The 12455-nt window shown below is 62.8% G+C and carries 13 protein-coding genes and 1 pseudogene; 6 read left to right on the top strand and 8 right to left on the bottom strand.

Features of this window, described 5'->3' with window-relative positions; all coding sequences use genetic code 11:
- Nucleotides 1-255: 255 nt before the first annotated feature.
- Both FUT88_RS06735 and FUT88_RS06725 read left to right on the top strand, forming a co-directional pair.
- Nucleotides 256-1224, top strand: a complete 969-nt coding sequence (locus FUT88_RS06735; RefSeq protein WP_186829251.1) for a fimbrial protein — start codon at nt 256-258, stop codon at nt 1222-1224.
- Between the two features lie 189 nt (nt 1225-1413).
- Complete coding sequence (locus FUT88_RS06725; RefSeq protein WP_147214330.1) at nt 1414-2430, top strand: fimbrial protein; 1017 nt, start codon at nt 1414-1416, stop codon at nt 2428-2430.
- Between the two features lie 15 nt (nt 2431-2445).
- On the opposite strand, the gene FUT88_RS06720 is transcribed toward FUT88_RS06725, so the two are convergent.
- The 4 genes and pseudogenes from FUT88_RS06720 to FUT88_RS06705 all read right to left on the bottom strand — a co-directional run bounded on the left by FUT88_RS06720 (nt 2446) and on the right by FUT88_RS06705 (nt 5732).
- On the bottom strand, nt 2446-3423 hold the full coding sequence (locus tag FUT88_RS06720; protein WP_147214329.1) for a 2-dehydropantoate 2-reductase: 978 nt from the start codon (nt 3421-3423) through the stop codon (nt 2446-2448).
- A 4-nt stretch (nt 3424-3427) separates the two neighbouring features.
- Nucleotides 3428-4249: a class II aldolase/adducin family protein gene (locus FUT88_RS06715; RefSeq protein ID WP_147214328.1), complete on the bottom strand. Its 822-nt coding sequence runs from the start codon at nt 4247-4249 to the stop codon at nt 3428-3430.
- Nucleotides 4250-4361: 112 nt separating this feature from the next.
- A pseudogene (locus FUT88_RS06710) lies at nt 4362-5308 on the bottom strand (DUF2272 domain-containing protein).
- 145 nt (nt 5309-5453) lie between these two features.
- Nucleotides 5454-5732 carry an HU family DNA-binding protein gene (locus FUT88_RS06705; protein WP_004628548.1) on the bottom strand — a complete coding sequence of 93 codons (279 nt, stop codon included), beginning with the start codon at nt 5730-5732 and terminating at the stop codon, nt 5454-5456.
- A 633-nt stretch (nt 5733-6365) separates the two neighbouring features.
- Here FUT88_RS06705 and FUT88_RS06700 point away from each other — a divergent pair.
- On the top strand, nt 6366-6905 hold the full coding sequence (locus tag FUT88_RS06700; RefSeq protein WP_147214327.1) for an SET domain-containing protein: 540 nt from the start codon (nt 6366-6368) through the stop codon (nt 6903-6905).
- A gap of 16 nt (nt 6906-6921) precedes the next feature.
- On the opposite strand, the gene FUT88_RS06695 is transcribed toward FUT88_RS06700, so the two are convergent.
- Both FUT88_RS06695 and FUT88_RS06690 read right to left on the bottom strand, forming a co-directional pair.
- Nucleotides 6922-8595, bottom strand: coding sequence for a sensor histidine kinase (locus tag FUT88_RS06695; protein ID WP_147214326.1), 1674 nt, complete (start codon nt 8593-8595; stop codon nt 6922-6924).
- Between the two features lie 8 nt (nt 8596-8603).
- Nucleotides 8604-9314 carry a response regulator transcription factor gene (locus tag FUT88_RS06690; RefSeq protein ID WP_147214325.1) on the bottom strand — a complete coding sequence of 237 codons (711 nt, stop codon included), beginning with the start codon at nt 9312-9314 and terminating at the stop codon, nt 8604-8606.
- 76 nt (nt 9315-9390) lie between these two features.
- On the opposite strand from FUT88_RS06690, the gene FUT88_RS06685 reads away from it, so the two are divergent.
- The gene (locus FUT88_RS06685; protein WP_024973951.1) at nt 9391-9618 is read left to right on the top strand and encodes a DUF3717 domain-containing protein; all 228 of its coding nucleotides are present in this window, start codon (nt 9391-9393) and stop codon (nt 9616-9618) included.
- 18 nt (nt 9619-9636) lie between these two features.
- Here FUT88_RS06685 and FUT88_RS06680 read toward each other — a convergent pair whose 3' ends face one another.
- Complete coding sequence (locus FUT88_RS06680; protein WP_027678815.1) at nt 9637-9951, bottom strand: 4a-hydroxytetrahydrobiopterin dehydratase; 315 nt, start codon at nt 9949-9951, stop codon at nt 9637-9639.
- A gap of 60 nt (nt 9952-10011) precedes the next feature.
- The gene (gene phhA, locus FUT88_RS06675; RefSeq protein ID WP_147214324.1) at nt 10012-10956 is read right to left on the bottom strand and encodes a phenylalanine 4-monooxygenase; all 945 of its coding nucleotides are present in this window, start codon (nt 10954-10956) and stop codon (nt 10012-10014) included.
- Between the two features lie 138 nt (nt 10957-11094).
- On the opposite strand from phhA, the gene FUT88_RS06670 reads away from it, so the two are divergent.
- Both FUT88_RS06670 and FUT88_RS06665 read left to right on the top strand, forming a co-directional pair.
- Nucleotides 11095-11571 (top strand): Lrp/AsnC family transcriptional regulator, encoded by a 477-nt coding sequence (locus FUT88_RS06670; protein ID WP_027678817.1) that lies wholly within the window; start codon nt 11095-11097, stop codon nt 11569-11571.
- A gap of 93 nt (nt 11572-11664) precedes the next feature.
- Complete coding sequence (locus FUT88_RS06665) at nt 11665-12429, top strand: lysoplasmalogenase (protein ID WP_147214323.1); 765 nt, start codon at nt 11665-11667, stop codon at nt 12427-12429.
- Nucleotides 12430-12455 lie beyond the last annotated feature (26 nt).

Raw genomic sequence — 12455 nt, 5'->3', positions numbered from 1 at the left:
CACTTCTTCTCGGCTGTTCTGATCAACGCGATCCTCGCTGTCATGGCGATGGATCGCGTTGGTCTTTCTGGTTAGCAGATCGCTTCACCTTGCCCTTCTGCCATTGATAAGCGCGCGCCATTTGTGGAGCGGCTGAGTTTGCAGAATGGGACAAATCCTATCCACAGACATTGGATCGCGTGTTTTTATGTTGCCCGACGATAACGAACGGAGCGACACATGCGCGTATGGTGCGCAAGGCTGGCAGCGGGCCTCATGCTAACCGCTGCAAAGGGCGCTTATGCCTACACCTGCACCACAGTCTCGACCAGCACCACCATCAAACCGACTACGATCTCGGTGCAGCGCGACCTTCCGGAGGGTGCACTCATTACGCAAGTGGTGTCGGATGTGGTGAACACCTTCAAGTGTTCCAATGAGGTGCCGCGATTGACGTACCAGGAAGCCGGCATCAAAGCCTATGGCACCTACCTGAAAGACATCGACGGCAAGCGTGTGTACAAGACGAACATTGAGGGTGTTGGCTATGCCATCGGCATCAGGATGGTGAACGGATGTGCTGCAGGCTTGGAACGCTGGGTCAACGGAACGAACAAGGAGAACCCCAACCACTATCTCTACTGTGCGATCAACGGCATGTTCGAGCAGCAGCCCATGCAGCACAAGGCGTTGATCAATTTCTATAAGACGGCTTCGAGTACGGGAACGGGCACGGTGTCCGGCAAACTGGTTGGGGCCTTTATCTTGAGGAACAACCAGAGTGTCTGGCAGACCGAAGCGCAGTTCAGCATTGGTTCCGTTGCAGTGGAAAAGCTGTCGTGCACGCTGGGCAGCGCGGCAATCAATGTTGCCATGGGGGAAGTCCCCGTTGGTGCGTTCAAAGGGCCGGGTACTTCGCCGCCAGAGGGCCGCACGAAGAGCTTCGGCATTCCGCTGACGTGCCCCAAGGGCGCCAGCATCAATCTGCAACTTGACGGCACCGCGCATGACGCCACGCAAGGCATGCTGAAGTTGAACAGCGACGCTTCAAGCGCCACAGGTGTGGCCATCCAGATGCTCTATGACGACAAGCCCGTCGAGCTTGCCAAGCGCTTCAAGTGGCAGACGACCGACGCCGAAGGTACGTATTCGATCCCGCTCAAAGCGCGCTACGTGCAAACGGACAAGAGCATCACACCCGGCGCCGCCAACGGCAGCGCCACCTTTACGCTGACGTATCAATAGGTCTGCGCAGCCGGTTCACTGAAGTTTCGGTCAGCGTGCCTGCGCCACGCACGCTGATTTCCCTCTTGCGCCGGCTTGGAAACTGCGCTGACCAGCACCCCCGTTCACGCCACAACGAGAAGATTCCTACATACACGCGATAGCTCATCTGCTTCCATTCACCGTTCTCAATCATGATGGGAGCAGGATGTGAGTATCGGATACCGAAGCTTCTTGGCAGCGTTGATGTGCCTCGCTGGAGGCAGTGCCCTTGCGTACACCTGCGAAACCGTTACGACCAGCACCACGATTCAGCCGAAGGACCTTGCGATCCAAAGAGACATTCCCGTGGGGAGCGTCATTGCAGAGGTGGCATCGGACATCGTGAGCACCTTCAAATGTTCCAATACCGAGCCGAAGCTTCCTTGGCAGGAGGTGGGCATTAAGGCGTATGGGATATACGTTGCCGACTTCGACGGCAAACGCGTCTACAAAACGAATGTTGATGGAATTGGCTATGCGGTCGGCATAACAGCAGGCTCCGCGGATACATGGGAGGCATGCGCTAATCAGACGCGCTGGGTCACCGGGTCGAACACTGATAACCCAGATCACTACGTCTACTGCTCTGTGAACGGGATGTTCAGCGCGCTGCCAAGGCAAGGCAAAGCGTTGGTCCGCTTCTACAAGACGGCGCAAAGCATCAGCGCAGGGTCGGTGTCAGGAAAGCAGGTGGGCTCTTTCATCCTGCGAAACAACAAGACCTCTTGGCACACGCCGGAATCCACCATCAATATCGGCACGTTCAAGGTCGATGTCATGTCGTGCACGGTAAGCCGCAAGTTGATTCCAGTGAAACTTGGTGACGTGCCGATCAGTGCATTCAAAGGGCCAGGCACCTCGCCGCCTTCCAGAACGCAGGCCTTCAGCATTCCGTTGAACTGCGCAAAAGGTACAAGCATCAACGTGCAACTCGACGGGGAGGCACATGACGCCGCGCAGGGCATGCTGAAATTGGACACAGGCGCCACCAGCGCCACGGGCGTAGCGATCCAGCTTCTTTACGATGACAAGCCGTTGCAACTGGCCAAGCTATTCAAATGGCAAGTGGCAGATGCGGATGGGGACTACGCGATTCCCCTCAAGGCGCGCTACGTGCAAACGGAAAACAGCGTCGCACCGGGCATTGCCAACGGCAGCGCCACCTTTACGCTGACGTATCAGTAATCTGGCATTGCCGGGTCAATAAAGCCCGCGGGTCTGGGCGTGCAGTCGCACCAGACCCAGCAGCGCATCAATCTGCGGGGTCGGCACGCCCACGTGCTGGCCAATCTCCCGCACCGATGCCACCAGCGCATCGATCTCCAGCGGGCCGCGCCCGGCTTCCGCATCCTGCAGCATCGACGTCTTGAACGCGCCAAGTTGGCGCGTGACGGCGCTGCGTTCTTCACCGCTCTGTTCGATCGGGCAGCCGATGCGCGCGCCGATCGCTTTCGCTTCTTCCATGATGGCCAGGCAAAACGCGCTGACCTGCGGGTCGCCGAGGATGCGGTCACATGTCGCGCCGGTCAGCACCGACACGGGATTCATCGTCATGTTGCCCCACAGCTTGAACCAGATGTCGCGCTGAATGGCTTCGCTGCGTTCGATCTGCAAACCGGCGCGTTCAAACAACGCACCGATTGCGTCAAGGCGCGCTGAGGTGCCGCCCGCCGGTTCGCCAAGAATCAGCCGTTTGCCGAACCCATGACGTACATGCCCCGGCGCCGTCGTCGAGCACGTCAAATGCACTACGCAGCCGAGCACGTTCTTGGTTGGAATGGTCTGGGCGATACGGCCGTGCGGATCGACTGATTGCAGGCGCAGACCTTCCAGCGGGCCATGTCGATCAAAGAACCACCACGGGACGCCGTTCATCGCCACCACCACGCAGGTTTCAGGGCCGATGAGGGGGGCGATGGTTTGTGCCACGCTTTCCATGGCGGGCGCCTTGACGGCAACGACGACGACATCCTGCCCACCGAGCGCATGCGCATCGTCACTCGCGTGTACCGGCACAGAGCGCGTATTGCCGTCTTCGGTCAGCCGCAGACCTTCTGCTTGCAGCGCTTGAAGCGTCGCGCCGCGCGCCAACACGTTGATAGGTTGATCGGCCAACGCCAGCTTCGCGCCAAGATAACCGCCGACCGCGCCGGCGCCGACAATGCAAATACGCGTCATGTGATCAGGTTCGGTAAGAAGAGTCGATGCGGTCGATGGTGCGGGTGAGCGCCGCGAACACATCTTCGCCTGCGCCGAAGTTCGGGTTGAACTGCAACGAATCGCGCGTGCAGTTGCGCGCAATCGCTTCGGGAATCTCCAGCACGGGGCCCGTCGACGTGGAAGCCAGTTGGATCTCGCACGCGCGGTTGAGCAGCCACAACACCGCAAAGGCCCGCGCAATCGAATCGCCCCAGGCGAGCAGCCCGTGGTTGCGCAGAATGACGGCAGGCTTGTCGCCGATGTTCTTCACCAGCCGCGGCCCTTCATCGGCATGCACGGTAATGCCTTCAAAGTCGTGATACGCAACCTTGCCGTGCAACTGCGCCGCGTAGAAGTTGCTGATCGACAGACCATCGCGCGCGCACGCCACGGCCATGCCGGCAGTCGTGTGAGTGTGCATCACGCAATGCGCCCCGGAAATGCCGGCGTGAATGGCGGCATGCACGGTAAAGCCGGCCGGGTTGACCGGCCAGTCCGGCTGACCGGGCGCGCGCTGCGCATTGCCCTGCAGGTCGATCTTCACGAGGTTCGACGCGCAAACCTCGGCATAGGTCAGGCCGAACGGGTTGATGAGGAAATGCGGGCCATCGTCGGCGCAGCCATCTTCGGGTGGCAGGCGCAGCGTGATGTGGTTGTAGATGAGCTCCGTCCAGCCGAGCTGCGCAAAGATGCGGTAGCACGCCGCCAGCTTCACGCGCGCGGCCCATTCATGTGGGCCGCACCAGTCCGGGCGATGGGCCTGGATGCTCGATCCGGCGTCGGGTGAAAGCGAAAGCACCGTCATGACCTGTCTCCTGATCGCAGGGGCCATGCGCCGGTCGGGTTGCCGGCGCTTAAGTGATTCACATGTTAATGAATTTGCGCCGGGCGTCAAACAACGTTACATCTGCCGTCTGCTAGGGCAACTGGTTGCGCAGGATCACCAACCACTGCATGACCGAGTTCGTGTACGGATCGAGCTGGTTGGCGTCATTCAACTCGGTGATGCTCATCGACGCGGATTGCTGCACGTTGCCGCCAATCGATTTCACTTCATGGCGCAGCGGGTCCACCTCGACGACGAGGTCGCAGTGCATGGGCGTTCTGCCAGCCTGGATCTCGGCCGGATCCGTCATGAAACGATCGGCGCGCGCGCGGTGCAGATGAGGTCGCCAGGGCGCGGCACGGCCGGCGTGCGTTCGAGCACGAAGGCGGGATGCTTGAGCAGATGGTCGCGCGCATCGGTCACGTATTCCGCATGCGTGGCGCCCGTCAGGAATTGATCGTTCTGCAGGCCGGCCTTGCGCATGATCCACGAGATGAACACCGCAGACCACGCCCAGCCGCCTGTCGTGAGCTGTTGGCACGTCGGCGTCTTGCCGACGATGGCCCAGTAGCGCTTGGCCAGCACGCAGCCGCGCGCGGTCGCTTCACCGCCGGTGCCGTCCGGATAGCGCAGGCAAGGTGCGGGGGCGGGAGCAGCGGGCGTCGCAACCGCTTTGGGCAGCGGCATATCGGTACCGCTTTCCTCATCGGACGGGGCCGGCGTCGGGTCGTCCGGTGTCAGCCAGCGGCCTTGCGGCTGGTCAGGAAAACCACCGCCGGCCACGCAATACGTATCGTCACGCCCCACACGCACGACCTGGCGGCCCCATCGGTCCCATTCGGTCAGGGCAATCTCGATCATCTTTTCGCGCGGCGTGGCACCTGGGCGCGTCTGCACGACTTCGTTGTCGGGCAGCGGTTCGGCTTGCGGGCGCGCAGGCGGCGTCGCGCAACCGGCAAACCAAAGGACCGGTGCGATCAGGACGATCGGCAGGGCAATACGCAAAGCGAGCGAATTGCGCAGGAAAGGGCGGGACATGGAAGAGGAGGGAAGGGATGGCCTGACGGGGAGACAGGCCTTCCGACGTGGTACGCCAATGCTGCGGTCGATTCACGCATGCAATGGCATGCCACGTCGTTGGCGCTCACCAGACTGGCTGGCTGCGCCGAGGGTTGTCAGTGCCTTAGGCGTTGACAGCGTCCTTGAACTTCTGGCCGGCCTTGAACTTGACCGTCTTGGCCGCTTCGACCTTGATCTCTTCGCCGGTGCGCGGGTTGCGGGCCATACGCTCGGCACGCTCACCTTGGCTGAAGGTACCAAAGCCGATGAGGCTGACCGCATCGCCCTTGCCAACGGATTCCATGATGGCTTGCAGCGTCACGTTCAGTGCCTGCTCGGCCTTGGCCTTGGTCAGACCGTCTACGCCGCTGGCGATGGCGTCGATCAGTTCGGTTTTCGTCATTGCTTGACTCCCTTCAAGAGTAGATAAAACACACAACAGAGCGTCCGGGGGATGGCTCCAAGGGCGACATGATACCGGCATGCGAACAGCGTCGGCACGTGAGCTTTGTAACGGCACGTGGCATGTGGGTTCCGTAAACCCGCATGGGGCCTATGTTGCGAGGCGATCCCATCACATCAATATTGACGCGTGGTGTTCTGGTTTGCGGTTGGCTTGTTGGTTCGCTGATCGGTTCGACGCAAGTCGATCGACTGGTTTACCTTTTTTCTTATGTATACAGATAGTAGTAGTAGATAACGGTGGATAGTTTCTGTGGATAAGTACAAAAACCGCTTTATGTTCAAGCACTTGTCGCAAGCAAAACAGGGGGTACCGCGTGTGTCCTAAGGTGGATAGCTTGCTGTTTTTCCCGATCGTCCGACGGGCAGGTCCGTCACTTGTGCCCACACCGTCGACAGGGCAGCCACAGACAGCCAACAGCCTTTGCCGGTAGTTATCCACAGCCGCAGGCCAAGTTATCCACATTGGTCGGGCAGCATGGGGTTGCGGCACGTGTCGAGATGCCATGCTTTTGGTGTAGGCTCACGGCTTCGTTGATCGACGTTTTTGTTTCGCTTTACTGCGCCATTTCCCATGACACGCACGTCCCCTGATGCCACGCCGGCTCTGGCTGAGTCCTCGCCCGCGACGGAAGCGCCGGCCAAACTGCGCCGCCGCGATCGCATCGAGGTGCGCGAATCGGGCGTGCACGGACGCGGCGTGTATGCCGTGGTCGCCATCGCACGCGGCAAGAAGATCATCGAATACAAAGGCGAGCACATCACGTGGAAGGAGGCGTTGCGCCGCCATCCGCATGATCCGTCCGACCCGAATCACACGTTCTATTTCAGCCTGGAAGACGGCAGCGTGATCGACGCCAAGTACGGCGGCAACCGCGCGCGCTGGATCAACCACGCCTGCAAGCCGAACTGCGAGGCGCGCGAAGCGGATGGCCGCGTGTTCATTCACGCGCTGCGCGATATCGAACCTGGCGAAGAACTGTTCTACGACTACGGCCTCGTCATCGAAGGCCGTCAGACCAAGGCATTGAAGGAACAGTTTGCGTGCCGCTGCGGCGCGAAGAAGTGCCGCGGTACGATGCTGGCGCCGCCCGCGAAGAAAAAGAAGAAGTAAGTCGAACGTCCGTCGTTCAGACGGATTCGCTTGCCAGCGGCAGGCGCAGCACGAAGCGCATCACGCGGCTGCCATCACGTGCGGTCGCATCATCGATGGCGACGGTGCCGCCGTGCAGACGCACGATATCGTGCACGATGGCCAGGCCCAGGCCGCTGCCTTGCGGCTGTCCCGGGCGGTGGTCCGCATCCCCCCGGAAGAAGCGCTGGAAGACTTCACCGCGCCGCTCGGGCGGAATGCCGGGGCCGTTGTCTTCCACACTCACCACACCCCACCATCGGGATGCCGCGTCGGCCTCCATGCCGGCGCGCAAGGTCACGCGTCCGCCGGCCGGCACGTACTTGATGGCGTTGTCGAGCAGGTTGTTGATGGCCTCGCGCAGCAGCACCACGTTGGCCAGCACCGGCGCCTGCAACGAACCCGGCGATGCTGCGTCCTGCGGCCAAGCCTCGAAGCCGAGATCCAGCCCGCGTACGAGCGCGCGCGGTACCCACTCGGCGCCGGTATCGAACGCGAGCGAAACGAGATCGACGCGCATCGGCGGGCCCAGCTGATCGAGCGTCATGCCCGGCTCGGCACGCGCCAGCGTCAGCAACTGGTTGGAGAGGCGCACCGCGCGGTTGGCGCCTGATTGCAGCTCCAGCAGCGCTGACCGAGCATCGTCCAATGTCTTGGCATCGACAGCGCGATCGGCATGCAGCTTCAACGCGGTGAGCGGTGTGCGCAGCTGATGTGCAGCGTCTGCGATGAAGGTGCGCTGCGCTTCGAGTGCGTCGCGCAACCGGGCCAGCAGCGCGTTCATCGCGTTGATGAGCGGTTGCAGTTCGGCAGGCACGCGTTCCGCAGATTCCGCCGGCAGCGGCGTCACCGAACGCGCGCTCTGCTTGTTGAGCGTGTCGGCCAGCGTCTGCAGCGGCTGCAGCTCTTCCTTCAGCACAAGCGAGAGGATCAGCCCCCCGATGGCCAGCAGCACGATCAACGGAATCGATACCGACAGCAGCACTTCCTTGGCGGCCGTATCGCGATGGTCCAGCAGCTCCGCCACTTCCACGACGATGCCGTCTTCGGCCTGCATGGCATCGGGCGGGTTGGATGGATTGAGCGCCGGTGCCGTCTGCGCCTGCGTAGGTGCGAGCGCTGGACGCGTGACGTCGTCTTCGGGTTCGGGCGGCACGGGTTGGCGCGGCGAGCGCGGCTTGGGCACCTCCGCGCTTACGCCCGGCACGAGCAGATGCACCGCGCGCACCTGTTTGCCGTCAATCCAGCTGTAGAACACGCGCGCATCGCCAATGCGGACCTGGCCGGAGCCGTAGCCCAGCGGTGTGTCGCGCCCGACGAGCGTGCCCGTGGGGCCCGAAATGCGCCAGTAGATGCGGTCTTCACCGCTGTTCTGAACGAGCGTCTGGGCAGTGAGGGCAATGTCGTAGAGCTTGGCGGCCGGCACATGCGGACCGGCGATGCGCAGTTGCTCCGCCAGCGTGTTGGCCACACCCACCAATGCGCGATCGAACACCTGTGCGGTGTAGTGCGCCGCCAGCCAGTACGACAGGGCGCCGGTTCCCACAATCAAACCAAACAGCGGTGTCGCCAGCGCACGCAACAGATGCAGGCGCAGGCTGATCGCACCGTTGCCGCCCTTGGCCGGTGCTGCTGAAGCCGACGACGAGGCAGGGCGGTGGCGCTTGAACATGGCGAGAACTACGCCGCGGCGCGTGCCTGCAACAGATAGCCGAAGCCGCGCACCGTAACGATCTCCGCTTCGGAATGTTCGATCTTGCGGCGCACGCGGTGCACATAGACTTCGATGGCCGTGTCGCCCACCACGTCGTGGCTGGCCTCACCGATGGCGTGACCGAAGCTTGCAAGATGATCCTGCAATTGCGCCTTGCTGACTACACGGCCCTGGCGCAGCATCAGCAACTCCAGCACGGCAAACTCGCGCGGCGACAGTTCCAGCGGGGCGGCGTCGACAAAGATGCGCCGCTCCATGCCGCTCATGCGCAAGCGTCCGACAAGGATGTCGGGCCGCGCGGCGGGTTCGGTCGAATCATTGCGACGACGCAGCAGTGCGCCCACGCGCGCCACGAGTTCGAGCATCTCGAACGGCTTGAGCAGGTAATCATCGGCGCCGGCGTTCAGGCCGTTCACCTTGTCGAGCAGGCCGTCGCGGGCGGTCAGGATCAGCACGGGCGTGACGCGATCGCGCGCCCGAAACTGCGACAGCAGCGTCATGCCGTCGATACCGGGCAGCCCGAGATCGAGGATCACCAGATCGTGGGTCTGCCGGGTGAGCTGTTCAGTGGCGAAGACACCGTCGTGCACGACATGCACGCGGTGCCCGGCTTGCGTGAGCCCGGCATGGATGCCGCTGGCGATGGCACGGTCGTCTTCAATCAGCAGGATGCGCATTGACTCGATCCAGAGTGCGGGCGGAAAGGGGCAAAAAGGGACAATCGGCGAGATTGGGCAGCGCTACAATGCGCGGATGACCGATGCCCTGCTCACCATCACCGATCTGGAGGCCGCCATCAATTTCTGGCGTGCCCGTTCGCCCGCCGAAGGCGAGGAACTGCGGCTGTGTGCCGAGGCGTCGGCGCTGGCCAAGCCGTATGCACTGATGATTGTACAAGGCGCCACCCGCATCGCCCCTGAGCAATTGGGCGACAAGGCGCGGGCGGCGTATGAGGCGTGGCGCGCAGCCACACAGGGCTGAGCGCCAGCGTTGCGGTGATTACTTCGCGCCGGTGGCGCCTGCGCTTTTCGCGGCCTGCTCGATAAAGCGCGCGAGATCGGCGTCACGGTGCGTGAGCCCATTCGCATCGTGTGTGGACAGGGTGATGTCCACGCGATTCCACACGTTGAACCACTCGGGGTGGTGATTCATCTGCTCGGCTTTGATCGCCACGCGCGTCATGAAGCCGAACGCGGCGTTGAAGTCGGCAAAGGTGAAAGTCTTCTGGATGGCGTCGCGGTCGCTCTGCAGCGTCCAGCCGGGCACTTCGGCAAAGAGGGCCTTGCGTTGGTCGTCGTTCAGGGTCGGCATCATGATGGGGGCGAAGTTCTGTCTTGAATGCGCGCAGTATAGTCAGCGCGCCACGCTCTGCGCTCAGATGTCCGCCGTGTCTGCCCAACCTTCGCGGTTGCCCACGTTCAATACCAGATCCCCCTCCACCACGTCGCCCGCACCGATGGTCGGCAGCGCGGCGAGTTCTTCATACAGCGGCGTGAAATCCGGACGCGTGGCGTCGAACAGCTGCTCGAAGCTGTCGATCGTGAAGTAGGTCTTCTGGAACGTGTCGATGCGGTAGCGCGTGCGCATGATGCGGCGCACGTCGAAGCCGATGCGGTTCGGGCTGGCTGAATCGAGCGCGTACACCGATTCACTCTTGCTCGACACAATGCCAGCGCCGTAGATGCGCAGGCCGGCCGGCGTGCGGATCAGGCCGAATTCCACCGTGTACCAGTACAGGCGCGCGAGCATGTCGAGCTGGCCGAGGCGCGCGGCTTTCAGGCCACCCTTGCCGTAGGCTTGCATGTAGTCGGCAAAGATCGGATTAATCAGCAGCGGCACGTGGCCGAAGATGTCGTGGAAGCAATCCGGCTCTTGCAGGTAATCGAGCTGATCGGGGCGACGCATCCACCAGCTTGCGGGAAAACGGCGGTTGGCGAGGTGATCGAAGAACACTTCGTCGGGCACCAGGCCCGGCACGGCGACGATCTGCCAGCCGGTGGCGCGCATCAGGGTTTCGTTGAGTTCGTCGAAAGACGGCACGGCGTCGCGGCTCATGCCCAGCGTCGACAGACCTTGCAGGAATTCATCGCACACGCGGCCCGGCAACAGTGCTTCCTGGCGGTCGTACAGCGTGCGCCATGTGGCATGGTCGGCGGCGGTGTAGCGATGCACCGGCTGCTGCATGGTGAAATCAGGGCGCAGTGTCTGGCCGTCGAGGCCTTCGGCGAACTGCTCACGCAGCTTGTCGGTCAGGGTGCCGTTGAAGCCGGCCGGGGCGGCGTTTTGGGCTGCGTCGGGGGCGTTGGTTGCGATGGCCATTTGTAATGTCGATCTCGTGCAATCAGGGTCCGGCCAGTGTATTGGGGGCGGCACGCGGCTTGGCCGCAAAACAAAGATCCATTGCGCCTTGTCTGCGGAGATCGTGCAAAATGCTGCCTGTAAACGCAGGAGATGTGCATGATTTCGCTTGATACCTTCGATCTGGCCCTGCTGGCGGCCCTTCAGCGCGATGGGCGTGCGACGCATCAGCAGCTCTCGGAACAGGTTCACCTGTCGGCCAGCCAGGTCGGGCGGCGCCTGGCGCGGCTTGAATCGGAAGGCGTGATCGAGGGCTACCGGGTGGTGCTCTCGCCGACGGGGCTGGGGCTGGGCGTGACGGTGTTCGCGAGCGTCAAGCTGGCGCACCACGGCGACGCCATCGTCGAACGCTTTCGCGAAGAGATCAGCCTGCTCGACGCGGTGCAGGAGTGCTACTCCGTGGCGGGTGATGCCGATTACATGTTGCGCGTGGTGGTGCCCGATCTGCCGGCGTTGTCGGAATTCGTCATGCGCAAACTGATGCGCGTGCCGGGTGTGGACAATGTCCGTTCCAATATCGTATTGACGGCCTTGAAGCGGGATGGCGCCTTGCCGCTATCCCACCTCGGTGGGTAGATTCGCGCCTTGCGCCAGGGTGCGCGGCGTGTCACGCTGCAAACCGACCTTACTTTGCTGATATGAAACGCCTGTCTTGGGCGGGAGACCACGATGGTTGACGGACACACCACGCATCCGGCGCACGCGCCGGCGCATCTGTCAGGCGGCTACGGCATGCCGGCACGGGTTCGCGCGTGGTGGGTGGCTGCGGCAGTGGCGGGCGTCACCTACGGCGGCATGCTGACCATGGTGGCCGTGGAAGTCCCGCCGGGCACGCCGCTGGTCGGCCGTATCGTCGCGCAGCCGCTGTGGAAGATGCTGATGGCGTTGCTGCTGGCACGCGCCGCCTCGCTGCACGAGATTCCGCGTGAGCGGCGCTGGCTGATCGGCGCCATGGTCTTTTCCGCGTTCGGGGATCTGTGGCTCGCTCTGCCGGGGTTCGCGTTCTCGTTCATGGCCGGGCTGGGCTGTTTCCTGCTGGCACATCTGTGCTATCTGCGGGTGCTGATTGGGCTGCGCGGGGCGTCGTCGGCCCTCCGCATGGTCGGCGTGGGTGTGATGATCGGCGTGGCCATCGGCATGTTGCTGTGGTACTGGCCGGGCCTGGGCGAGCTGAAGGGGCCGGTGATTGCCTACATGGTCGTGCTGTCGGCGATGGTGTGCGCGGCATTGCTGGCGCGCCTGCCGGGGCCGCTGACGGCCTGGGGCGCACTGGCCTTTGCGGCTTCCGACGCGATGATCGGCATCAGCGTGTTCGTCTTTCCGTTCACCGACCATGAGTTGGCGATCTGGTGGAGCTACGCCGCTGCGCAGCTGCTCATCAGCGCGGGATTGCTCACGCGCCGCACACCGCCGCCGCGCCGCGCCGCTGCATAAGTCTGTCCGACGTTTCTTCCGCTGCG

It is taken from the genome of Ralstonia sp. TCR112 (genome assembly GCF_007997035.1).
Classification (GTDB): domain Bacteria; phylum Pseudomonadota; class Gammaproteobacteria; order Burkholderiales; family Burkholderiaceae; genus Ralstonia; species Ralstonia edaphi.
This window is presented reverse-complemented; position numbering and strand designations above follow the sequence as displayed.